We start from the raw sequence: 21,573 nt of genomic DNA, 5'->3' as shown, positions 1-21,573 counted from the left end.
CGTTTAAACCGGATAAGCACCCCAAAAGCCCGAGATTTCATATGTTCAGAATTGCTCCTGTCACTGTGTTTGTTTCCCTGTTTCTGGCCACCTCAGCCCTAGCCGAGAATGACCCGGTTGTGGTTGAACTGTTCACATCACAAGGGTGTTCGTCCTGCCCGCCAGCCGATGAGTTGATGCATGATCTGGCACAACGTGACGATGTGATCGGACTGGCCCTGCATGTGGATTATTGGGACTATATTGGTTGGAAGGACGAATATGCCGATCCCAATCACACCCTGCGTCAGCGCGCCTATGCGCGTCAGGGCGGGCGGTCGATGATCTACACGCCGCAGATGGTTATCAACGGTCAGCAGGATGTGGTCGGTGCAAAGTCGCAGGAGTTGGAGTATCTGATCGATGCCCATCTCAAAGCTGCGCCCGAGGCCGAAGTGGTGGCGACCCGTTCGGGCAACGATGTCACGGTCGATGTTACGCCGGTCGAACTGCCAGAAGGTGAGCTTTTTGACGTGCGCGTGGTGCAGTATGCGCCGATGCGCCATGCCTCGATCCGCCGAGGAGAGCTGGCAGGGCATGAGCTGGACTATGCAAATGTTGTAGATACCTGGGAGGTCGCCGGGCAGTGGGACGGGGTGGCGCCGCAGAAGTTTTCGGCGGTGTTGACCTCGGACCTGCCAGCGGTCGTACTTGTGCAGAAGGTTGGGCATGGCCCAATCGTTGCCGCCACCAAGGTCAAGTGATCAGGGCATATCCTCGGGCTGAACGCCAAGTCCGTTCCAGGCTTTCCAGCGTCGGTGAATCCAGAACCATTGTCCCATGTGCTGCCGTACCACGGCCTCAAGATCATCATTGGTGAACTGGGTCATGGTCTTGGCGTCAGTATGCGGAACCGGGTCATGCAGGACGATTTCGAAATCAATGCCATTAGGCTGGCGGATCGCATAGCACGGGATCAGTTCGGCTTTGTATTTCATCGCCAATTCGGCGTTCAAGACGGATGTCACGGCCGGTTTGCCAAAAAACGTCAGCTCTTCCCCGCCGTGGGCGTGCAGGTCTGAGACGATGGCAATGATACCGCCGCTCTTAAGGGAGCGCACCATTTCAACCATGCCGCGGCGGCCCTGTTCGAACATCGGCGCGCCGGTTTTGTAGAACGCGTCGACATACATGTCGTTGAAATAGGGGTTTGCCATGCGACGATAGAGGCATCCAATGGGCTGTCCACTGCGGGTTTGCAGGGCGATCCGCGCTGCCAGGTAGTGACCGAAATGCGCGGTTATCATCATGACGGGTCGCCCTTCGGCCACGGCGGCGTCAAAGGCAGCAATGCCGGGGCCGGACACCTTGGCGCTGGCCTGCCGTTCCGTGAAGCCTTCTGGCGAAAAGTGCTCCATGATGGCGCGACCTGCATTGTCGGGTACAGCACGACAGATGCGTTTTACCTCGGCGTCCGACAGGTCGGGGCGGGTGAGTTTCAGGTTGCTGCGCACGCGCTTGGTGAACCCGACCAAAGGGGCAAGCCCGCGTACGATGGCCCCCATCGTTGCGATACGCCGTTCATACGGCAACAGCCGCATTGCCCCGATTACACCTTTCAGAAACAGGCCGGTGACATAATATTTTCGAAGCGCCCCGCGGCTTAGTTCCGACTTTTCGACGGGCATAATCTGGTCTCACCGGCTGTTGCATTTTGCCGGGTCAGACATACAAGGCACATTCCGCGACCACAAGCATTCCTATGGCTTAAGTCGTGGTGCTTGCCTATTCCTCATCTTCTTCTTCGATCAGGGCGATCGTTCCTTCGTCAACCAGGGCACGAATAGCGCCAACAATCTGTGTCATGGCCTTTTCAGCCTCGGACTGCTTGACTTTGCTGCGTTCGCCGATTTCTTCGCGTAGGTTGTCGGCCATTCGCGATGAAATGTTGGACAAAAGGAATTCGGTTGTATTTTGGTCATCCTCAGCAGTGGCCCCGGCCAACGCGGTGACCAGATCGGCCTGATCCACACTGCGGAGAACCGCCGGGACGTCGCGTGACAGAATACGGGCTGGGATATGCGCAAAGGTAAAGATCGAACGGCGCACGACGCTGGCGAAATCCGAATCCTCTTCGTCTAGCGCGGTCAGCAACCCGTCTCGGGTTGAGGCCGCCGACTGGTTCAGAATTGCGCCCACGCGCGCCCCGGGACCATCCGCAAACGCCTGCGACGGCCTTTGGTCCAGCTGAGCCGCCAGCGACCAGCCGATGCGTTCCACCGCCTCGGGTGTGACATTGGCGGTTTTCGAAATCGCATAGGTGATCTGACGGGCAACAGGACCGGGCAGGTTTCCCAAAAGCTGCGCGGCCTTTGCGGTATCCAGTTTTGATAGCATCACGGCGGCGATCTCGGTGCTTTCTGCTTGTGCCATGGCAGCCAGGTCTTCATTTGGTACCTCGCGCAGCCGTTGCCAGGGATCACCAATCTGGCGCACTCCGGCCACCTTACGCAGCCGCGCGGCTGTAGCTGGGGCAATCTTACCATCCACCGCGTCCAAAGCACCGGCCAGACCGTGCGGGAAAGAAAGGCCGACGCTGTCCAGCGCCTGTGCAAACTCCTGCGCCACTGCGTCCAATGTTACACGATCCACTAGCCCCATCTCACCCAGCTGATGGGTCAGTTTTTCCTGCAAATCGTCGGGAAGGTCTTCCAGCGGGATATCCGCGCCTTCATTCAGCAGCAGCCGCACGACCACGGCGGCCTTCTGTCGGTTGCTGAGCGCGCGAGGAATGACGCGAGGCGCTTCACTGTCCGCCTGATTTGTCACCGGAGCCGCCCCCGGTGCCACCTGTATCAAAGTGTTTGTATCCTGCATCTGCCTGCGGTGCCATAGTTGCGTTCCACAGGCAGATTACGGAGAGTCGGGTAAAGAAAGGCTGAAGCTTAGTAGTTATAGGTCAGCCCGGTGCGGATTGCCTCGCGCAGCGACGCCTCGGCCCAGCTACCTTCACCACCGCGCGCCTTGATCTCGCGCCATTGTGCAATTGCCAAATCGGTTTTCCCTTCGGCCACAAAGCCCTGACCCATATAGCTGCGTGCTAGGATATTGTCGGGGTTGGTTTCGATGGCGTTGGAATAAAAGACATTGGCCAGCTCAAGCTCACCCATTTTGCGATAGGTAAAGCCCCAGTAGGTCTGCACACGATCATCGTTTTGATCCATGATGCGCAGAATATTCTGAGCGTTTTCTAACTGGCCGTCATATGCCAATTCCCGCACGGCTTCATACAGCTCATCTTGGGTGAAGTTGGTCTTGTCCGGCTTGACACAGCGCCCGGCATCCTTGTCGTAAACGCGGCCAAACAGGCATTTCTTGGTTGTGTTCGTTGGCTTGGGTGCGGCGCCGCTTCCACCGCCCGCAGCGTATGCCGCCGGTGGAAAGACAAAGGCCTGAAGGGCAATAGCTGAAACTAATACAAGACGCATTTTCCTACTCCGTTCTCTCGGCTGCTCTGATCAAGCATAGTGCGATCTGATAAAAAGCTAACAATCGCGGCTTCGCTTTTATTCACAAGTAGGAAATAAAATTCTCAGCTGTTTACGATTTTCGCGCAGGTTTGGGTTTCGGAATCCCAATATGTCCCTTCTGCGCAGGACTGGGTTTGCTTGGAATGGCCAGTACAGGCCAAAGCGACCGAAGCTGAAAACGTAAGGGCCAAGGCGCAGAGAATGGTGCGTATCATGCTATTTCTCCCGTTCGGAAATATACGCGCACCATAGCTGATTTTGACCGGTCTGGCAAAAGAGCAGGGCCCGGATCGCGTTGTGCGAACCGGGCCCTTTGAACTGACTGAACGGTCAGGATTTATTCGCCAAACACGCGGGCGAAGATCGTGTCGACGTGTTTGGTGTGGTAACCGAGGTCGAACTTCTCTTCGATTTCATCAGGGCTCAGCGCTGCGGTGACATCAGCGTCGGCAAGCAGTTCTTCTTTGAAGTCGGTGCGATGCTCCCACACTTTCAACGCGTTGCGCTGAACCATGGCATAAGCATCTTCGCGGCTGACCCCTGCTTGCGTCAGCGCCAGCAGAACCCGCTGGCTCATCACCAGACCGGGGAACTTGTTCATGTTATCCAGCATGTTCTCGGGGAAGATCAGCATCTTGTCGACCACGCCGGTTAGGCGGGCCAACGCAAAATCCAGCGTGATCGTGGCGTCCGGTCCGATCATCCGTTCGACCGAGGAATGCGAGATATCGCGCTCATGCCAGAGCGCCACGTTTTCCATTGCCGGGATCACAGCCGCGCGCACCATGCGCGCCAGACCGGTCAGGTTCTCGGTCAGGACCGGGTTTTTCTTGTGCGGCATGGCCGAGGAGCCTTTTTGGCCCATCGAGAAGAACTCGGCACCCTCCAACACCTCGGTCCGCTGCATGTGACGGATTTCGATGGCGATGTTTTCGATGCTGCTGGCGATGACGCCAAGGGTCGCAAAGAAGGCCGCGTGGCGGTCACGCGGGATGACCTGCGTGCTGATCGGTTCAGGCACCAGACCTAGCTGATCGCAGACATGCTCTTCAACGCGGGGGTCGATATTGGCGAAAGTGCCGACCGCACCACTGATCGCACCGGTGGCGATTTCCGCACGGGCGTCGCGCATGCGTGACAGGTTGCGGTCCATCTCAGCATAGAATCGGGCAAAGGTCAGACCCATTGTGGTGGGTTCCGCATGGATGCCGTGGCTGCGACCGATGCGGACGGTGTTCTTGTGTTCGATCGCGCGGCGTTTCAGGGCGGCCAGCAGGCTTTCGAGGTCAGCAATCAGCAGGTCCGCGGCGCGGGTAAGCTGTACGTTCAGGCAGGTGTCAAGTACATCCGAAGAGGTCATGCCCTGATGGACAAAGCGTGCCTCTTCACTGCCGACATGCTCGGCCAGATGGGTCAAAAAGGCGATAACGTCGTGCTTGGTGACGGCCTCGATCTCATCAATGCGGGCCACGTCGAATTCCACGTCCTTGGCCTTCCACACCGCCTCGGCGTTTTCGCGCGGGATGACGCCCAGATCGGCCATGGCGTCGCAGGCGTGAGCCTCGATCTCGAACCAGATGCGGAACTTGGTCTCGGGCGACCAGATGGCAACCATATCGGGGCGGGAATAACGTGGAATCATTGGCGGTGAGACCTTTTTGTGTTTGGGATAGAGCGTTGGCGCGGGGTTTAAACCCAGCCGCACAAGGGAACAAGGCACGAGTGCAAGTATGAGACGGTTTGCCCTGATTTTGGCCGTTTGGCCCGGTTTTTTGGCCGCGGAAGAGTTCCGGACACTGACCGGAGACGAGATTCTGGATGCCCTGACCGGCCAGAAGCTCGATTACGGGGACGGCGTCTGGCAGACATTCGATGAAACGATGCTGACGCAGTATTACTCGGGTCGCCCAAGCGCGGGCCGTTGGGCGGTGCGCGAGGATCGGTATTGCTCGGTCTGGCCGCCCTCTGATTTGTGGGCCTGTTATGACGTTCAGAAAAAGGGTGACGTGATCCGGTTCGTCGATGACAGCGGAGGCACCACCGACGGGACCTATGCCGAATGACCCAGCCTCGCAGCCTATCCGAGTTCGAAGGGAGCTGGAGTCTGAGCCGAACCATAAACGACGCGCGGGCAGGGCAGTTCGTGCAAGCCGAAGGTCACGCGGTTCTGCGCCCGGCTGAAAATGGGTTAATCTATGATGAAGAGGTCACGCTGCGTATTCCGGGTCAGGCCGAGATGACAGGCACCCGGCGCTACCTGTGGCGGGATGAAGGCGAAGGGATTGCGGTTCATTTCGAAGACGGACGGTTTTTTCATACATTGAAGCTGGAGCATTCGCAGTCTAGGGATCATCATGATTGTCCGCCAGACAGCTATGACGCGGTTTATGATTTCTCAGCCTGGCCGATTTGGTCCGTCCACTGGACGGTGAACGGACCGCGAAAAGCCTATGAAATGAAAACCGAATACCGCCCTCGATAGCGCAATCATCTTGAAGTCTCGATGTGAAATGGGCCATCCTGTGCCCCAATTTCCATCCGAACGTGGAGAAACGAAAATGACTACAAATGTTCTGGCCGAGGCAATCGGTCCGCGCGAGGGCACAGCGCTGCGCGTGAAACAGGTGGCCTTGGTCGCGGTGGGTATCGTTACGCTGGCGATTGCCGCAAAGATTAAGGTTCCGATGTGGCCGGTACCGATCACTATGGGTACCTTTGCTGTTCTGACCATCGGTACCGCTTATGGTGCGCGTCTGGGTCTGATCACCATGCTGGGCTATCTGTTGATCGGCGCGCTGGGTTTTGACGTCTTCGCCGGGTCCTCGGCCGAGAAATTTGGGCTGACTTACATGATGGGCGGCACTGGCGGCTATCTGGTCGGCTACCTGATGGCTACCGTACTGCTGGGTGCGTTGGCCGCGCGCGGTTGGGATCGCTCGGTCGGGAAACTGGCGCTGGCGCTGGTGCTGGCAAATGTACTGATCTATGTGCCCGGCCTGCTTTGGCTGGGTCAGCTCTATGGTTGGGATAAGCCGATCCTGGAATGGGGTCTGACGCCCTTCCTGATGGGGGATGTGATCAAACTGGCGCTGGCCGCTCTGCTGATCCCCGGCCTGTGGAAACTGGTTGGTGACGCCCGCAACTGATTTCCGAATAACTTTGTGAATGACACCGCGCCCAAAGCAATCCGGGCGCGGTTTTTTGTGGCCTATTCCAAGAGATGCTGGACAAAACCGGCCACCGCAGTCCAAGCTGCATTCAACGAAAACATCAGGTTATTTAGAAATGAGAATTTTTACTGGCTCGACTCTGGCCGCCTGTGCCGCCCTGTGGTTAGGGGCTGTGACACCGGCGTCTGCAGATACTCCTGTCACATACACCGAAGCAGGGCGCGCCCTGTTTGGCTTTTCGGTGCCCGACTATTGGGTCGTACGAACGGGCGGCCCGCGTGAGATTGAGGATACCGAACTGGGTGATCTTCGCGCTGTCGCACGTGTCATGGCCATACGGCCTTTGACCGATGACAACGTCTGGATGGGGTTCGTTTCACCTGCTGGCGTAAAGTCAATTAAGGATGGACTGCAATATCTTGAAGATATTGATAAGTTTCTTGTAAAAGATCCCGAAGTTACCAACACGTCCGACACACGAATTGGCGGTTTACCGGCGCGGGTGATCCGGGGGACCGGTACCCGCGACGGGCGTGGCATTAACTTTACGGCCTCGGTCATTGACCTGCCAAACAGTCGCGTGGCCGTTGTTGTCGCGATCCTGCGCAATGGCGCTGATCCGGCATATGTTGACGACCTGAATGCCGTTTTCGCGTCGTTTCGGGCCTCGCAGTAAGGAGATGTGCTGATGATCACAAAACGTATCAAACGTACAATCCTTGCGCTGGGGCTTGGGGCTGCAGGTTTTACGCTCTCTGCATGTGATGGTGTTTCAGTTGGTGTCGGCTATGGATACGGTTACGACCCGTTTTATGACTCGATGCTGTGGAATGACTACTATCGACGCGATGTTGACGTAGATATTGACGTCGACCGGCCTCCGCGGCCGAAACCGCCTGCTGGCAAACCTCCGGCAAGACCAAAGCCGCCGGTTGCAAAACCACCTGCGCGACCGCGTCCGCCAGTGGCGCGACCACCCACAGCCAGACCGCCGATCCATCGCCCGGCGCCACGACCGCGCAGATAGTTTCAGAGGGTCAGGTCAGAAGTTCCGTAGTGATATGGGCTGACCCTTCCAACGTTCTGTGTACAGGGCATTTATCTGCAATCTCCAGCAGCCGGGTACGCTGTTCCTGATCCAGCGGTCCTTCCAAGCGAATCTTGCGACGGAACACGTCGATCTTGCCGTCTCCTGCAAGACCGGCATCCTGACCATGTACTTTGTTGTGGCAGACATCGACCGAGATACCCGTCAGTGGCCACCGCTTGCGCCGCGCATACATGCGGATCGTCATCGACGTACACGCCCCCAGGCCCGAGGAAACAAAGCCATAAGGCGACATGCCCCGATCCGTACCGCCATAGGATTCAGGCTCATCCGCAACCGCGTGATGCCGGGGGCCGGATTGGATGTCCTGCAAATACCCGGAGGGATCAACTTCTGTCACGCGCACCACGCCCTCGGGCGCGCCCGGCGGTGGTGCCGGTGGGCAGAGAGTGACGTATCGCTTGACCCATGCGGCGATCACATCCGCCGCGTATTCCGCATCCGAGGCCCGCGTGATCAGGTGATCGGCATCGTCCAACGTAACAAAGCTTTTGGGATGTTTGGCAGCAAGAAAGATGGTGCTGGCATTGTCGATGCTGACGGTTTCATCCCGGGGGGCGTGCAGGACCAGCAGGGCAGCTTTCAGGTCGCCAATGGCAGGAGACAGAGCCGTTTCTGAAATGTCGTCGACAAAAGCCTTGCCGATGCGGAACGGGCGACCGCCCAGCATGACCTCGGCTGATCCCTCCTGTTCGATCTGGGGCAGTGCAGCCTCAAAATGGTGCGAGACATGTCCGGGATCAGCAGGCGCGCCCAGCGTGACCACTGCCTTGACGCTTGGGATACCTGCGCGCGCGCGTAGAACGGCAGCCCCACCCAATGAGTGACCGATCAGCAAGGCGGGAGCCATGTTTCGCCCGGCCAGATAATGCGCGGCGGCAATCAGGTCTTCTACATTCGAGGTAAAGGTGGTGTTCGCGAACTCACCGCCCGAATGACCCAGACCGGTGAAGTCAAAACGCAATACAGCAATGCCCATAGCCGCCAGACGCGCAGCAATACGGCGGGCGGCGGGAATATCTTTGGAACAGGTAAAACAATGCGCAAACAACGCGGTCGCAAGTACCGGTCCATCCGGCAAATCAAGGCGCGCAGCCAGCTGGTTGCCGTCGTGACCGGCAAAAGTGATGCGTTCGGTGGGCATGACAATTCCTTACCTATCGGGATGGCCCCAATAGTGTGTGCTTCGGTCTAGGCACTCAACCCCATTGTAAGAAGCGTCACGGGAAGGTGAGGGGAATACAGATATTTGGGTCGGATTCTTGGGAGAATTCGAGGTTCAATATTTGTGATTCTTGGTCAATCAAATATTCGTTTTAATTATTTCTCTCTGATGTCCATCTTGCAGGTGTCACACACAGTCAGCCAAGGAGGCTCAAATGGCACATACTGCATCCGCCCCGCGTGGCGTTGTTATTCGTCCCGATCTTTTAATCATCATTGCCCTGACCGGAATTCTGGGGTTCTCAGTGGGGCAAAATTGGCCACAGGCGGCACCGTCTACAACCGAAGCCGCCATCCCACACGAGGACTGGCATGGTAACGTCCGCCGCTCAACCTGGCCGGACTAATCCTTTATGTTAGACCCATAAGCTGAGGATCAAACGGGTATGTGCTGAGGTTTTCATACCCGTCCTCGGTGATCAGCACCTGATCTTCCAGCTTGATCGAAAAATCGCCCCCAACCTCGCCACAGGCGGCTTCGACACACAACACCATGCCGGGCTCAAGCGGATAGTCGTATGAGCCCGCAACCGCCTTGTCCGGATAGGCAACCAGAGGCCATTCATCACACAGACCCACGCCATGCATCAGGCAGCCGTATTTTTGCGCCTGAAACTTGTCGTCCAGCTTGTGTGCATTGGCGGTCAGTTCCGGAATCATCACGCCGGGTTTCAACATCTCCATATTGGTTATGATGTGTTCATGGGCGTGCTGCATGGCATAAACCATGTCAGGGCGGGGTTTCTCATCCCCGATCCACCACGTGCGCGAAATATCGATGCAGATACCGTAAGATCCGATCAGATCGGTATCAAAGGCGATGATTTCGTTCTTTTGCGTGATGCGTGGTCCGCATTCCTGAAACCAAGGATTGGTGCGCTGCCCCGAGGCCAGCAGGCGGGTTTCGATCCATTCCCCACCGCGCCGGATGTTTTCGGCATGTAGTACGGCCCAGATGTCGTCCTCGGAGGTCTTGCCGTCACCCACATTGGCGCGCGCGAACTTCTCCATCTCGGCCACCGCGGTTTCACAGGCGTGATTGGCACAGCGCATGGCCAGGATCTCATCCGGGCCTTTTACGGCGCGGGTCTTTTCGGTGACCTCTTCACCCTCCATGATCTCGAACCCTTGCGCCTCAAGCGCGCGTAGGCCGTGCAACATGATCTTGTCGACGGCCAGGCGTTTGTTGCCATCGCTATGTTCGTCGATCAGCAGCCGTACCTCGTTCGAGAACACGTCGGCCTGAACATCCACCTTGTCACCACGGTCAAAATAAAACAGGTCTGCTCCCGAGCGTTGTTCACGTACCAGAGGATTGAATTTCGACAGGAAGGGAGAGTTTTTATAGTCCCAGATCACCATGTAGCCATCGGCACACAGCAGCACGGCGCGGAACGGGTTATGAGTGTTCCACAACTGCATATTGGTGCTGTCCGTGGCATAACGGATGTTAAGCGGATCGAACATCATCAGCCCACCATAGCCACGATCGACGATGGCCTTCGTCAGGCGCTTCCACCGGTATTCCCGCATCCGCGCCAGATCGGGCAGGGCAAGCCCGGCGGCTTCCCATTCGGCAAAGGCCAGCTGCGTCGGCCCGATCTCAATCCGATCATTCTCGTTCGGGGTGCCGTCGCCAAGCGTAGCGCCCTTTGCCGGGTCAATCTTGCGGGTGTCGCGATAGTGCCGGTTCATAGTGGGTCTCCCTGCCTGCCGTCGAGCGTGGAGAATCATTTCCCCCACGTCTTGAAGGTTTGCGACCGGGCATCCGTCGCTTTTTGACCGACAATCCAGTAAACTGGTGTTAGGTCAAAGGCATGACGATCCTCCAGACCTCAATTCCTTATGATCCGCTTGCCCCACGTCCTTTGCCCGGTATCCAACCGGGCAGCATGGATGATTGGCTGCATTGTGATGATGTGTTTGCCGCGCAGATGCAGCGGCGCACGACGTTGTTGACCGAAAGACGGGCAGAGGTTCTGGCGCTGGACCCAAGTGCCGAACCTGCGGCGCAGGAGCTGTTTGACCTTGTCCTAAAGCACGCTTACCCTGGGTGTTTGGACCGGGTCATACGCCCGGACGGGCAGGGTGTTGAAATCGACCGCTCCAACCCCATGGATATGCTGTGTCGTCTGGTGCAGGAAGATTTCTGCATCCTTCAAAAGCACGGGGATGAACACGTTCTGACCGGTGCCATCCTGTGTTTTCCCGCCAGTTGGCGTTTGTCTGAAAAATTCATGCGCCCCTTGATCGACATTCATGGGCCCGTCGCCAGCTATGATGCCGATATCGCCCGCCGCGTGCAGCGCCTGTTTGATGGAATACAATCTGAACGTCCGCTTTGGCGCTTCAATGCCTTGTGGTACGAGGACGCGGAACTGCACCAACCCCGCAGTGCCAGCGCACCGCGTGATGTCCAAGAACCTGGGGTCGCGCGGTATCTGCGCAGCGAACGACAGACGCTATTGCGTCTGCCTGAAACGAAGGCCGTGGTCTTTTCAATCCATACTTATGTGCTTGAGGCAAAGCACCTGCGCAAAGCGGAAAACCCCGCCTAAGTGGCGGGGCTTCCAAGGAGGGTCTTCGGTTTAGTGCTACATGCCAAACGCGTTTGCGACACCGGCAATTGCCCCGCTTGTGCTGAGAGCGGAGATTGCGACGGAGTAGGCAAGTACCTGAGTATTAAGGCGAAAATCTTCACCTTTGATCAGGTTCACTGCGGCCAGAGAGACCGCGATCGGAACTGACACGCTTGCCACGGCCCCGGTCAATCCCCAACTGGACAGTCGCAGGATATCGCTGGGCTTATCGTGGTCGAGGGGGGGCGTATCTTCGTCCCGATCAGTAGGCTGCTCGATAGGTTCTGTCCGGAAAGCGATGCTGAGCAACTGCTCATCCGACAGCTGGATCGGCCGGGCTGCTGGTTTCAGCGCCTCTTTTTGTGGCTCATCCAGGTCTTCTTCAGTAATGACCAGCCCCGCGAACGGGCCTGTCACTGCCTCGAAAATCTGTTGTCTGTTGCGTGGTTTGGAAGGCGTCAGCGTGTTGAACGCGCTCATGAACTGTTCCACGGTCAGAACTGTGTTGGGCGACAGCCATTCGACGCGCTGCGTCGCGCAGATATCAACCATCCGATACAGGATGACCACCAACATAAGCTCTGAGATTTCACTGTCATCCAGCAGCGCTGATACCGGAGAGATTGTAATTGCCAAACGGCTCTGCGGAAGGGTCACGATCGGCCGATGGGCGGTCTTTAACCCGGCGGCACGGTCCAACCGCTCAAACCGGTCTTCTGCTCCGGTCGCCTGAGTTTCCAAAGTCAGGCGCACCAGATACTGGCTGGATACGATGCTGGCTTCGGTTGCGCTTAGCATGGTCTTACGCTCGACCAGATGGCCATAGTCTTCCAATGTCGTGGCGACGATGGCACCGAACCGCTCGATCGCGCCGTCGGTCTCACCGTCGAATTGAAGACCACCATGATAGCTGTGCTTCGTAGTCACTGCGCTGTCCCTTGTCGCATCCTGTCTTACCAAACAGGTTAACAAGCGATATGGGGCAGAATTTGGCAGAAATGGAAAAAAATCCAAATTTGGCAGGATTGATTACTCTATGGAAACCTAGACATTTTGGGGGCCACTTAATGTCTGTGGCAACAATGTGGCCGGATTGGGGTGCGCAGGCGCAGATTTGTGGCAGGTCTCAGCCGTCGATTCGGGCTGCCATAATCGCAATGGATTGCTGATAGACCGTGGCAGCGTTCCATTGCTGAATTACAGCGAAGTTGGGTTGCCCCGGCTGGTAGCCACGCCCCGGTTTCCACCCTTTTTGGCGTAGAAAATTGGCGGTTGAGGCAAGCGCGTCTGTCATATTGTAGAAATCGACCTGGCCGTCACCGGTTGCATCGACCCCATAGGTCAACGCATTGCCCGGCAGGAATTGAGTGTGCCCCAATTCGCCATGTTTGGCCCCTTGGGTTGCCGTCGTAATACTGCCTTGATCGACCAGTTTTAGCGCACCGATGGCATGTGGAATAAAGAAGTCAGAACGGCGACAATCATAGGCCAGTGTTGTGATCGCGGAAACAACCTGACTGTCCCCCATGAAATTTCCGAAACCCGTTTCCATTCCGTGAATGGCGATAAGCACTCCGCTGGGGACGCCGTATTGGCGCTCCAGCGCGGCATAGAACTGCGGGTTGCGGGCCTTGCGCTTGCGTCCTTGCGACACGATTGCGTCGGCGCCGCGTACCCGCATGAATTTGTCCAACGAGTATTTAAAGCTTTTTTGATTGCGGTCTGCCGCGATTGTACGGGTGGCGTATTGGCTTTGCGCCAGCGCCTGCAATCCCTTCTTTTTGACTCCCGCGCGTTTAGCCTGTTTGGCAAAGTCCTTCTTCCAAACCTCAAACCCGCTGCTGGTATTGCCGCAAGGGGCGCTGGCCGCAATTGTGGGCAGAGCCAGCGTAAGGGTCAGTAAAATTGCAAATCGCTTCATGAAAAGAATCCCTTAATAAGCTAAGTCCAACCGACCCCGCGATCCGAGTGGCACTTATAATGCACGCTGCAGATCCTCGGCCGTCAGGACGGGCTGAATTTCGATATTGGCGTTCAATGCGGCAAACAGGGGCTCGTTGATTTTCGGCATGCGGGCCTGATCGCTTTCCTCGAAAATGACAATGCCCATGCGTTTTCCGTGTTCCAGCGCAAAATAGGCGGCCTCGGCATTGACGTCTTTCACAAGCGCTTCGATGGCTTTTCCCAGCGATCCGTCCCGTTCTGCTTGATTGCCTTTTTCAACCGGTATTGTGAATTTCAACATCAACCGCATCGCGCCCTCCCAAAATCCTCTGATCAATACTTTGGGACGAGGCTCGGACGTTCGTGCGTGTCAGTCAAGAAGTGTTACCCTGAACGGCAAAAGGGCGCCCGGTAGGACGCCCTTTTCTTTTCTTAAGTTCAACCGCCGCTTAGCAGCTGTAGTACATGCCGTACTCAACCGGGTGCGGAGTATGCTCGTAGGTTTCGACCTCTTCCATCTTCAGTGCGATGTAGCCGTCGATCTGGTCTTTGGTGAACACGTCGCCTTGCAGCAGGAAGTCGTGATCCGATGCCAGAGCTTCCAGAGCTTCACGCAGACTGCCGCAAACGGTCGGGATATCGGCCAGTTCCTCGGCGGGCAGATCGTACAGGTTCTTGTCCATGGCTTCGCCCGGATCGATCTTGTTCTTGATGCCGTCCAGACCGGCCATCAGCAGTGCGGCAAACGCCAAATAAGGGTTCGCAGCCGGATCGGGGAAGCGGGCCTCGACGCGCTTGGCTTTCGGGCTTTCGGTCCACGGAATACGGACACAACCCGAACGGTTACGGGCCGAGTAGGCGCGCAGAACAGGAGCTTCGAAACCCGGGATCAGGCGCTTGTAGCTGTTGGTCGACGGGTTGGTGAAGGCGTTCAGGGTCTTGGCGTGCTTCAGAACACCACCGATAAACCACAGGGCTTCGTCCGACAGATCAGCATACTTGTCGCCAGCGAAGAGCGGCTTGCCGTCTTTCCAAATCGACATGTTGACGTGCATACCGGTGCCGTTATCGCCTGCGATCGGCTTCGGCATGAAGGTCGCCGATTTGCCGTAGGCGTGGGCAACGTTATGGATGATGTACTTGTATTTCTGCAGCTCGTCAGCCTGTTTAGTCAGGCTGTCGAAGATCAGACCCAGCTCGTGCTGGCACGAGGCAACCTCGTGGTGGTGCTTGTCGACCTTCATGCCCAGACGCTTCATGGTCGACAGCATTTCCGAACGCAGGTCCTGTGCTTCGTCAATCGGGTTGACCGGGAAGTAGCCCCCCTTGACGCCCGGACGATGGCCCATGTTGCCCATCTCGTACTCGGTGTCGGTGTTCCACGATGCGTCGGTTGCATCAACTTCGTAGGATACTTTGTTGATAGTGTTAGAGAAACGAACATCGTCGAACAGGAAGAACTCGGCTTCGGGGCCCATATAGGCCACATCACCGATACCCGATGCCTTCAGGTATGCTTCGGCTTTCTGAGCGGTGCCGCGCGGGTCACGCTCATAAGCTTCGCCAGTGTCGGGCTCAACAACCGAGCAGTGCACGCAGATGGTCTTTTCGGCGTAGAACGGATCGACATACGCGCTATCGGTGTCGACCATAAGCTTCATGTCCGATGCTTCGATCGACTTCCAGCCCGCGATGGACGAACCGTCGAACATAAAGCCTTCTTCCAGGAAATCCTCGTCAACCTGGTCGGCCATCAGGGTCACGTGCTGCAACTTGCCGCGCGGGTCGGTAAAGCGAACATCGACGTATTCGGCGCCTTCGTCCTTGATCAGCTGAAGAACTGCGTCCTTGCTCATACTCTTATTCCTCTATTGGGTGTTCGATTACAGGGCTTCCGAACCGGTCTCGCCGGTACGGATGCGAATGGCTTGTTCAACGGGCGAGACAAAGATCTTGCCGTCGCCGATCTTGTCGGTTTTCGCGGCGGACACGATGGCCTCGATGGCGGCGTCAACCTGGTCATCGTCCAGAACGACCTCGATCTTCACCTTGGGCAGAAAGTCGACCACGTATTCAGCGCCGCGATAGAGCTCGGTGTGACCTTTCTGTCGGCCGAACCCTTTAACTTCGATCACGCTGAGGCCCTGGACACCTACGTCCTGCAGCGCCTCTTTCACTTCGTCCAGTTTGAACGGTTTGATGATCGCTTCGATCTTCTTCATCCCGGGCTCCTATAACTCTTGTCAGAAAGGCACTGATCACGTCTAAGATCGGTCGGCAATCTGATTGCGAAAATGGCCGGGCCCTTGTGGTGAGAAATTAAGCGGTGGGTGAAATTTTGATCGACTTGCATAAAAAGTAATCAAAATTGAATCATCGAGGGAATTTGAGATGACGGAATTGCTGACTGCTTCACAGATGCGGGCCATCGAACAGGCCGCGATTGAGTCTGGCGAGGTGACCGGGCTGGAGTTGATGGAGCGGGCCGGGCGCGGCGTTGTCGAGGCGATTTTCGAGGAGTGGCCAGAACTGTCGAAGACCTCGGGGCGCGCTGTGGTTTTGTGCGGGCCGGGGAATAATGGTGGAGATGGGTTTGTTGTTGCCCGGCTGCTGAAAGAGTGGGGTTGGGAGGTCGAGGTCTTTCTCTATGGCGATCCCAAGAAGCTGCCGGCAGATGCGCGAGTGAATTATGATCGATGGTTGGAGTTTGGGGAGGTTGTACCGCTGACTGAACAGGACATGCGCAAGGGTGGTTTTGCCGATCTATACGTTGACGCACTGTTCGGTACGGGGCTGAAACGCGGTTTGGACGGTGAGTTGTTCAAGGTCGTTCGGCATCTTTCTGGTGTGAATGGGGACCACTACACCGACCGCATAATCAGCATCGACGCCCCGTCCGGATTGTGTCTGGACAGCGGGCGTGTGTTGCATCAAGAGGCTCCGAACCCATGGTCTAGCAAGTTGCTGGACAGTGTTCCTGCAGAGATACGGAGCAAGGCTGCCCAAGCGGGCGGCGCGCGTGCTTTGCGCGACCGTTTTGCGTGGCTGACTGTTTGTTTCGACAGCCCAAAGCCCGGGCATTTCCTGGCGCAAGGGCCGGATTTGTGTGGCAGGCTAGTTGTGAAAGACATCGGTATCTCCATTCAGCGTTGCCGCTTTAACGGTGAACCATATGACGATGCGTTCACATTAGGCCCAAAGCCTTTTCGCAGAGCGAACCGCCCTGCTTTTCTAACCCTTGCCGAAGCACCGGGCCGCGTGAAGGACGAGCGAACATGGGGTGGGTTGCCGCTCTATCGCTTGCCAAAATCCAAACAGCATCACAAGTTCACCCACGGCCACGCTCTGATCCTTTCGGGTGGCGCAGTTAAAACCGGTGCTGCTCGATTGGCGGCGCGCGGGGCTCTGCGGATTGGGGCAGGGCTTGTGACGTTGGGGGTGCCTCCGGCGGCTCAGATGGAGGTCGCTGCGCAGGTCACAGCCATCATGTTGCAGAGGGTCGAAGGAGCGGATGGCCTGACACAAGTGCTGCAGGACGAGCGGCTCAACGCATTGTGCCTTGGCCCCGGGTTGGGGCTGGAGCGTGCGTGGGAATTGGTGCCAGCTGCTCTGAACGCCAAGCGCGCGACTGTACTGGATGCGGATGCATTGACGGCTTTTGCGGATGATCCCGCAGCCTTGTTCGCGCAATTGCATGAAAACTGCGTTTTGACACCACATGGTGGTGAGTTTACGCGGTTGTTTCCGGATATTGCCGAAAAGCTGTCAGCCCCTGCAACCCAAGGCCCGGCCTATTCCAAGGTGGATGCAACACGCGAGGCCGCCAAGCGGGCAGGGTGCGTGATCTTGTTCAAAGGGCCGGACACGGTGATCGCGGCGCCGAACGGACAGTGTTCGGTCAATGCAGCAGTCTACGACCGTGCGGCCCCTTGGTTGGCTACGGCCGGGTCCGGCGATGTTCTGGCTGGTTTTATCACCGGGCTGCTCGCGCGTGGGTTTGCCCCGATGCAGGCCGCTGAAACAGCGGCTTGGTTGCATGTGGAATGCGCGCGTGCGTTTGGCCCGGGGCTTATCGCTGAAGACTTGCCCGAGTTGCTTCCTGAAGTTTTCAAACAACTTAATATATGATTTTTAGGCGAGATTTGGCCGATCCACCCGATCTTCGGCAGCATTTGGCCGACGGGTTTGCGGTGTCGTCAAATCGAGTGTTTGCCAGACGCATAGCCGGGCGTCAGAATTCGCTTGGAGGGGGTCTCCGGCTGCGGTCTTCCTGCAGATAATGCGTTGATTAAAATAGGAATTATTTCTGACTTTCCTGCTCTGAGTGGCGGACATGCAATACTTTGAAAGTATCGCAAGAGGCCTCTGGAGCCATGGCGACATGCGCGCGATTGATGAGCAACGAAAGCCGGAATTTTCAAGGTGAATGAAATGACCCAGAAACTAAAACTGTCCTCAATAGCTGCGATGTTGGTTGCGACAACGGCAATTCCCGCGGCAGCGGAACTGAAATACAACAACAACAGTGGCGGTTACGTTCTGTTGTACGGACAGCTCGATCCGGTGATCGTCTCGGTCGATGATGGCGAGGAAACGGAAACGCGCTTGCTGGACAATGACCTTTCCAACAGCCGCGTCGGCCTGCGGCTGATGCAGCCCTATGGCAGCAATGAATTCATGTTCCGTTTCGAAACCGGACTGGGTCTGCCGAGTACGGGAACGGCCAACCAGAATGGAACCAACAATGACGGGTGGTCACGGGAAGACATCCGACATGTCGATTTCTCGTTAAAAGGGGGATACGGCAAGTTCTCGGCCGGGCAGGGGAGCATGGCGTCGGACGGTGCGGCCGAGGTTGACCTGTCTTATGTTGGAACGGCTTTGTATTCCTTTACGAACGACGAAAACGGTGCGTTTTTCTATCGCGGTACGGACGGTGTATTAAGCGGTATCACCGTCGGTGACTCTGCCAGCAACTTTGATGGCGCTCGCCGTGGCCGGATCCGTTACGACACCCCCGACTTCAACGGTTTCTCAGCGGCAATTGCCTATGGTCAGAACATTCTGTCCAGCAGCGACGATGATGACTACTACGACATCGCGGTTTCTTACGGCAATACTTTCGCAAATGGCGTGGAGTTTGCCGCAAGCGTGGCCTATGCGGTGCGGGATTTCGACAATAGCTCGGGTGAACGCAAAGACACGATCGGGTCCGCTTCGGTTTTGCTGCCCAGCGGTTTCAGCTTTACGGCGGCTTTGGGTACGCGTGACGACACTGCCACCGGTGCCAGCGACCCGGACTATTGGTACACCAAACTGGCCTATGAAGGGGACTGGGTGTCCTGGGGGAAAACCGGTGTCGGAATCGACTATTTCGATGGTTCGGATTTCGAAAACGACGGGTCCAGCACAAAATCCTGGGGTGTCGCCGTCGTTCAGCGGATCGACAGCATCAACACTGATGCGTACCTGAAATATCGCAACCATGACTTCGACGACACGGTCGACTTTGACAAGAACGAAGCCTGGGTTCTGGGTGCGCTCTGGAAGTTCTGATCCCGACCTTCTTGGGAATAGGCGCCCCGGGTCAGTCCGGGGCGTTTTTTTTGTTCAAATCGGCGGTAAAACAAGGCTGATCCGGGCTTTGCCCCCTTGCACGCAGGCGGCTGGGCAAATAGAAGGCGTCAAATTTGCCCGGCGCGCCGTTTTGCGCGCCCCGAATCCTATGGGGACTACCATAATGCAGGTTACCGAGACGCTGAACGAAGGTCTGAAACGCGGCTACAACATCGTTGTGACCGCAGCCGAGCTGGACGACAAGGTTAACGAAAAACTGACCGAAGCACAGCCCGAAGTCGAGATGAAGGGCTTCCGCAAAGGCAAGGTGCCGATGGCCCTGCTGAAAAAGCAGTTTGGTCAGCGCCTGCTGGGCGAAGCGATGCAGGAAAGCATCGATGGTGCCATGAACAAGCACTTTGAAGACAGCGGTGAACGCCCTGCACTGCAGCCCGACGTCAAGATGACCAACGAAGACTGGAAAGAAGGCGACGACGTTCACGTCGAGATGTCTTATGAGGCGCTGCCGGAAATCCCCGAAGTTGATCTGAAATCGGTCGAGCTGGAAAAGCTGATTGTCAAAGCAGACGATGAGGCCGTCGAAGAAGCGCTGAAAAGCCTGGCAGAAACCGCGCAGGACTTCAAAGCGCGCCGCAAGGGGTCCAAAGCCAAAGACGGCGATCAGGTTGTGATCGACTTTGTTGGCAAAGTGGACGGCGAAGAATTCGAAGGTGGTTCGGCCGAAGACTACCCGCTGGTTCTGGGCTCGAACAGCTTCATCCCCGGCTTTGAAGAGCAGCTGGTCGGTGTGAAGGCCGAAGAAGAAAAAGACGTGAACGTCAGCTTCCCAGAAGAATACGGCGCCGAAAACCTGGCCGGTAAGGACGCTGTTTTCACCTGCACGGTGAAAGAAGTGAAAGAGCCGGTTGCTGCCGAGATTAACGACGAGCTGGCCACCAAGTTCGGTGCCGAAGATCTGGCTGGTCTGAAAGCTCAGATCGCTGAGCGTCTGGAGGCAGAGTATTCCGGTGCGTCGCGTGCGGTCATGAAGCGCGCGCTGTTGGATGCGCTGGACAAGATCGTTTCCTTCGACCTGCCGCCGTCGTTGGTTGAAGCCGAAGCCAAGCAGATCGCTCACCAGCTGTGGCACGAGGAAAACCCGGAAGTGGAAGGCCACGACCACGCCGAGATCGAGCCCACCGACGAGCACAACAAACTGGCCGAGCGCCGCGTGCGTCTGGGCCTGCTGCTGGCCGAGCTGGGTCAGAAGGCCGAGGTTGAAGTCACCGATGCCGAGATGACGCAGGCGATCATGAACCAGGCGCGTCAGTACCCGGGTCAGGAACGTCAGTTCTTTGAGTTCGTGCAGCAGAACGCTCAGATGCAGCAGCAGTTGCGCGCGCCGATCTTCGAAGACAAAGTCATCGACTACATCGTTGAACTAGCTCAGGTTGCCGACAAAGAAGTCAGCAAAGACGACCTGCAGAAAGCCGTAGAGGCACTGGAAGAGGAGTAATCCTCTTCCGCCCCCTGCCCACGGGGCACAAAAAAACGGAGCCGTCTGACAATCAGACGGCTCCGGTGGGTGGCTTTTGATCTTATGAGGTGAGGGGGTCAGGCCTCATGAGCAAAAGCACGGGGGGTACTCAGCAGAGCAGTCTTTTGCTCTGGCGTGAAACGATCTGACAGCGCTTCGATCAGTTTAAGCACGTCTTTGACTTCGTCTTTCGATTTTGCTGAATGCATCTGTTCGACGAAGTATTTCTCAAGCTCGGTCAGCGGTTGGTGATCGACATTAGCGGGTTTTTCGGCCTTGCCGAGCGCGAACAGACTCAGCGCCTGTTCTTCGGTCAGGAAGACGTCATGTTCGATTCCCGCATAGTCCCGAATGCCCGAAATTCGTTCATCCGAGCAATCCATCAACGCCGCCATCGCAACCACTTTGCCCATTGGTTTTGCACTACCGAGGTAATCATACGGGGCATTGCCCGACCGTTGCAGAACACGGTTCATAATTGGGTCAATCACAGCGATCGAGTCCAGTACGCCTGCGGTTTTGGCGTATTCGAACGAGCCGATCATGACCTCGCTGGTCACATAGGACACTGAATTTTTGCCGCGCCCTTGGCCCAGTCGTTTGGTGTCGACACAGAACCGGGTCGCTTCCCAGACCTGTGAACTGCGCAAGGGCGGTTCACCGTCCAGAATAGAATTGAAGACATCCGCAAGCATGTGTGGACCTGTGGTCTGCAACAGGCGCATACACCCAACGACTTCCCCCTTGTCGTTGATGCTGACCACGTGTGCAGGATTCAGGTCGTCGAACATATCGCGTTCACGGCCGTCTACTATGTTGACCTCCCAGCCCAAACGATCGCCGAACACGCGGGCTCGTAGTTTGAACATTTCGTCCAGGACATCACTAAACATATGCTGGTTGATACCATCAATTACGATGATCATTTCCATCCCCCTACAGTCTG

Annotated in this window: 23 protein-coding genes; 11 read left to right on the top strand and 12 right to left on the bottom strand. The window is 56.8% G+C overall.

The window, feature by feature from the left end:
* Positions 1-41: 41 nt before the first annotated feature.
* Entirely contained in the window at positions 42-743 is a 702-nt protein-coding gene (locus tag ACR0B0_RS07145) for a DUF1223 domain-containing protein (protein ID WP_480647061.1), read from the top strand.
* Here ACR0B0_RS07145 and ACR0B0_RS07140 read toward each other — a convergent pair whose 3' ends face one another.
* The 4 genes from ACR0B0_RS07140 to purB form a co-directional block, all read right to left on the bottom strand.
* Positions 744-1,667 carry a lysophospholipid acyltransferase family protein gene (locus ACR0B0_RS07140; RefSeq protein WP_480647059.1) on the bottom strand — a complete coding sequence of 308 codons (924 nt, stop codon included), beginning with the start codon at positions 1,665-1,667 and terminating at the stop codon, positions 744-746.
* 97 nt (positions 1,668-1,764) lie between these two features.
* Complete coding sequence (locus ACR0B0_RS07135) at positions 1,765-2,856, bottom strand: flagellar motor switch protein FliG (protein WP_226688300.1); 1,092 nt, start codon at positions 2,854-2,856, stop codon at positions 1,765-1,767.
* A gap of 68 nt (positions 2,857-2,924) precedes the next feature.
* Complete coding sequence (locus ACR0B0_RS07130; RefSeq protein ID WP_480647057.1) at positions 2,925-3,467, bottom strand: tetratricopeptide repeat protein; 543 nt, start codon at positions 3,465-3,467, stop codon at positions 2,925-2,927.
* A gap of 379 nt (positions 3,468-3,846) precedes the next feature.
* Entirely contained in the window at positions 3,847-5,151 is a 1,305-nt protein-coding gene (gene purB, locus ACR0B0_RS07125) for an adenylosuccinate lyase (RefSeq protein ID WP_480647055.1), read from the bottom strand.
* Between the two features lie 88 nt (positions 5,152-5,239).
* Between purB and ACR0B0_RS07120 the strand changes: the two genes are divergently transcribed.
* The 5 genes from ACR0B0_RS07120 to ACR0B0_RS07100 all read left to right on the top strand — a co-directional run bounded on the left by ACR0B0_RS07120 (position 5,240) and on the right by ACR0B0_RS07100 (position 7,706).
* Complete coding sequence (locus ACR0B0_RS07120) at positions 5,240-5,572, top strand: hypothetical protein (protein WP_170349096.1); 333 nt, start codon at positions 5,240-5,242, stop codon at positions 5,570-5,572.
* Positions 5,569-5,991, top strand: coding sequence for a DUF6314 family protein (locus ACR0B0_RS07115; protein ID WP_170349095.1), 423 nt, complete (start codon positions 5,569-5,571; stop codon positions 5,989-5,991). Before ACR0B0_RS07120 ends, ACR0B0_RS07115 begins: the two co-directional genes overlap by 4 nt.
* 76 nt (positions 5,992-6,067) lie before the next feature.
* Positions 6,068-6,655, top strand: coding sequence for a biotin transporter BioY (locus ACR0B0_RS07110; protein ID WP_170359042.1), 588 nt, complete (start codon positions 6,068-6,070; stop codon positions 6,653-6,655).
* 139 nt (positions 6,656-6,794) lie between these two features.
* Entirely contained in the window at positions 6,795-7,355 is a 561-nt protein-coding gene (locus ACR0B0_RS07105; protein ID WP_226688302.1) for a hypothetical protein, read from the top strand.
* A gap of 12 nt (positions 7,356-7,367) precedes the next feature.
* Positions 7,368-7,706, top strand: coding sequence for a hypothetical protein (locus ACR0B0_RS07100; RefSeq protein WP_226688303.1), 339 nt, complete (start codon positions 7,368-7,370; stop codon positions 7,704-7,706).
* A gap of 10 nt (positions 7,707-7,716) precedes the next feature.
* Here ACR0B0_RS07100 and ACR0B0_RS07095 read toward each other — a convergent pair whose 3' ends face one another.
* Positions 7,717-8,931, bottom strand: a complete 1,215-nt coding sequence (locus tag ACR0B0_RS07095; RefSeq protein ID WP_170349092.1) for a bifunctional alpha/beta hydrolase/OsmC family protein — start codon at positions 8,929-8,931, stop codon at positions 7,717-7,719.
* Between the two features lie 235 nt (positions 8,932-9,166).
* Between ACR0B0_RS07095 and ACR0B0_RS07090 the strand changes: the two genes are divergently transcribed.
* Positions 9,167-9,358 (top strand): hypothetical protein, encoded by a 192-nt coding sequence (locus tag ACR0B0_RS07090; protein WP_170349091.1) that lies wholly within the window; start codon positions 9,167-9,169, stop codon positions 9,356-9,358.
* 4 nt (positions 9,359-9,362) lie between these two features.
* Here the strand turns inward: ACR0B0_RS07090 and dddP are convergent, their stop codons facing one another.
* Complete coding sequence (gene dddP, locus ACR0B0_RS07085; protein ID WP_480647052.1) at positions 9,363-10,706, bottom strand: dimethylsulfonioproprionate lyase DddP; 1,344 nt, start codon at positions 10,704-10,706, stop codon at positions 9,363-9,365.
* A 122-nt stretch (positions 10,707-10,828) separates the two neighbouring features.
* On the opposite strand from dddP, the gene ACR0B0_RS07080 reads away from it, so the two are divergent.
* The gene (locus ACR0B0_RS07080) at positions 10,829-11,569 is read left to right on the top strand and encodes a heme-dependent oxidative N-demethylase family protein (RefSeq protein WP_480647050.1); all 741 of its coding nucleotides are present in this window, start codon (positions 10,829-10,831) and stop codon (positions 11,567-11,569) included.
* 36 nt (positions 11,570-11,605) lie between these two features.
* Here ACR0B0_RS07080 and ACR0B0_RS07075 read toward each other — a convergent pair whose 3' ends face one another.
* The 5 genes from ACR0B0_RS07075 to ACR0B0_RS07055 form a co-directional block, all read right to left on the bottom strand.
* On the bottom strand, positions 11,606-12,517 hold the full coding sequence (locus ACR0B0_RS07075) for a hypothetical protein (RefSeq protein ID WP_368040055.1): 912 nt from the start codon (positions 12,515-12,517) through the stop codon (positions 11,606-11,608).
* 199 nt (positions 12,518-12,716) lie between these two features.
* Positions 12,717-13,511, bottom strand: a complete 795-nt coding sequence (locus ACR0B0_RS07070) for a lytic murein transglycosylase (protein WP_170349087.1) — start codon at positions 13,509-13,511, stop codon at positions 12,717-12,719.
* Positions 13,512-13,565: 54 nt separating this feature from the next.
* Positions 13,566-13,844 (bottom strand): hypothetical protein, encoded by a 279-nt coding sequence (locus ACR0B0_RS07065; protein ID WP_170349086.1) that lies wholly within the window; start codon positions 13,842-13,844, stop codon positions 13,566-13,568.
* Positions 13,845-13,983: 139 nt separating this feature from the next.
* Positions 13,984-15,390: a type I glutamate--ammonia ligase gene (gene glnA, locus ACR0B0_RS07060; protein ID WP_170359023.1), complete on the bottom strand. Its 1,407-nt coding sequence runs from the start codon at positions 15,388-15,390 to the stop codon at positions 13,984-13,986.
* A 27-nt stretch (positions 15,391-15,417) separates the two neighbouring features.
* Positions 15,418-15,756: a P-II family nitrogen regulator gene (locus tag ACR0B0_RS07055; protein WP_058280621.1), complete on the bottom strand. Its 339-nt coding sequence runs from the start codon at positions 15,754-15,756 to the stop codon at positions 15,418-15,420.
* A 169-nt stretch (positions 15,757-15,925) separates the two neighbouring features.
* Between ACR0B0_RS07055 and ACR0B0_RS07050 the strand changes: the two genes are divergently transcribed.
* The 3 genes from ACR0B0_RS07050 to tig all read left to right on the top strand — a co-directional run bounded on the left by ACR0B0_RS07050 (position 15,926) and on the right by tig (position 20,606).
* Entirely contained in the window at positions 15,926-17,662 is a 1,737-nt protein-coding gene (locus tag ACR0B0_RS07050) for an NAD(P)H-hydrate dehydratase (RefSeq protein WP_480647047.1), read from the top strand.
* A gap of 303 nt (positions 17,663-17,965) precedes the next feature.
* Entirely contained in the window at positions 17,966-19,090 is a 1,125-nt protein-coding gene (locus tag ACR0B0_RS07045; protein WP_170349083.1) for a porin, read from the top strand.
* Between the two features lie 184 nt (positions 19,091-19,274).
* Entirely contained in the window at positions 19,275-20,606 is a 1,332-nt protein-coding gene (tig, locus tag ACR0B0_RS07040; protein ID WP_170359017.1) for a trigger factor, read from the top strand.
* A 98-nt stretch (positions 20,607-20,704) separates the two neighbouring features.
* Here the strand turns inward: tig and ACR0B0_RS07035 are convergent, their stop codons facing one another.
* Positions 20,705-21,553, bottom strand: a complete 849-nt coding sequence (locus ACR0B0_RS07035) for an acyl-homoserine-lactone synthase (RefSeq protein WP_480647045.1) — start codon at positions 21,551-21,553, stop codon at positions 20,705-20,707.
* Between the last annotated feature and the right edge of the window lie 20 nt (positions 21,554-21,573).

It is taken from the genome of Ruegeria sp. BA12, assembly GCF_056539625.1.
Note: the sequence above shows the minus strand (reverse complement) of the source record. Positions and strands in the feature narration are given on the sequence as shown.

What these genes read in the sequence shown, in the direction of transcription:
- ACR0B0_RS07145 (WP_480647061.1), top strand. Translation starts at nt 42, where the DNA reads ATGTTCAGAATTGCTCCTGTCACTGTGTTTGTTTCCCTGTTTCTGGCC.
- ACR0B0_RS07140 (WP_480647059.1), bottom strand. Translation starts at nt 1,667, where the DNA reads ATGCCCGTCGAAAAGTCGGAACTAAGCCGCGGGGCGCTTCGAAAATAT.
- ACR0B0_RS07135 (WP_226688300.1), bottom strand. Translation starts at nt 2,856, where the DNA reads ATGCAGGATACAAACACTTTGATACAGGTGGCACCGGGGGCGGCTCCG.
- ACR0B0_RS07130 (WP_480647057.1), bottom strand. Translation starts at nt 3,467, where the DNA reads ATGCGTCTTGTATTAGTTTCAGCTATTGCCCTTCAGGCCTTTGTCTTT.
- purB (WP_480647055.1), bottom strand. Translation starts at nt 5,151, where the DNA reads ATGATTCCACGTTATTCCCGCCCCGATATGGTTGCCATCTGGTCGCCC.
- ACR0B0_RS07120 (WP_170349096.1), top strand. Translation starts at nt 5,240, where the DNA reads ATGAGACGGTTTGCCCTGATTTTGGCCGTTTGGCCCGGTTTTTTGGCC.
- ACR0B0_RS07115 (WP_170349095.1), top strand. Translation starts at nt 5,569, where the DNA reads ATGACCCAGCCTCGCAGCCTATCCGAGTTCGAAGGGAGCTGGAGTCTG.
- ACR0B0_RS07110 (WP_170359042.1), top strand. Translation starts at nt 6,068, where the DNA reads ATGACTACAAATGTTCTGGCCGAGGCAATCGGTCCGCGCGAGGGCACA.
- ACR0B0_RS07105 (WP_226688302.1), top strand. Translation starts at nt 6,795, where the DNA reads ATGAGAATTTTTACTGGCTCGACTCTGGCCGCCTGTGCCGCCCTGTGG.
- ACR0B0_RS07100 (WP_226688303.1), top strand. Translation starts at nt 7,368, where the DNA reads ATGATCACAAAACGTATCAAACGTACAATCCTTGCGCTGGGGCTTGGG.
- ACR0B0_RS07095 (WP_170349092.1), bottom strand. Translation starts at nt 8,931, where the DNA reads ATGCCCACCGAACGCATCACTTTTGCCGGTCACGACGGCAACCAGCTG.
- ACR0B0_RS07090 (WP_170349091.1), top strand. Translation starts at nt 9,167, where the DNA reads ATGGCACATACTGCATCCGCCCCGCGTGGCGTTGTTATTCGTCCCGAT.
- dddP (WP_480647052.1), bottom strand. Translation starts at nt 10,706, where the DNA reads ATGAACCGGCACTATCGCGACACCCGCAAGATTGACCCGGCAAAGGGC.
- ACR0B0_RS07080 (WP_480647050.1), top strand. Translation starts at nt 10,829, where the DNA reads ATGACGATCCTCCAGACCTCAATTCCTTATGATCCGCTTGCCCCACGT.
- ACR0B0_RS07070 (WP_170349087.1), bottom strand. Translation starts at nt 13,511, where the DNA reads ATGAAGCGATTTGCAATTTTACTGACCCTTACGCTGGCTCTGCCCACA.
- ACR0B0_RS07065 (WP_170349086.1), bottom strand. Translation starts at nt 13,844, where the DNA reads ATGCGGTTGATGTTGAAATTCACAATACCGGTTGAAAAAGGCAATCAA.
- glnA (WP_170359023.1), bottom strand. Translation starts at nt 15,390, where the DNA reads ATGAGCAAGGACGCAGTTCTTCAGCTGATCAAGGACGAAGGCGCCGAA.
- ACR0B0_RS07055 (WP_058280621.1), bottom strand. Translation starts at nt 15,756, where the DNA reads ATGAAGAAGATCGAAGCGATCATCAAACCGTTCAAACTGGACGAAGTG.
- ACR0B0_RS07050 (WP_480647047.1), top strand. Translation starts at nt 15,926, where the DNA reads ATGACGGAATTGCTGACTGCTTCACAGATGCGGGCCATCGAACAGGCC.
- ACR0B0_RS07045 (WP_170349083.1), top strand. Translation starts at nt 17,966, where the DNA reads ATGACCCAGAAACTAAAACTGTCCTCAATAGCTGCGATGTTGGTTGCG.
- tig (WP_170359017.1), top strand. Translation starts at nt 19,275, where the DNA reads ATGCAGGTTACCGAGACGCTGAACGAAGGTCTGAAACGCGGCTACAAC.
- ACR0B0_RS07035 (WP_480647045.1), bottom strand. Translation starts at nt 21,553, where the DNA reads ATGATCATCGTAATTGATGGTATCAACCAGCATATGTTTAGTGATGTC.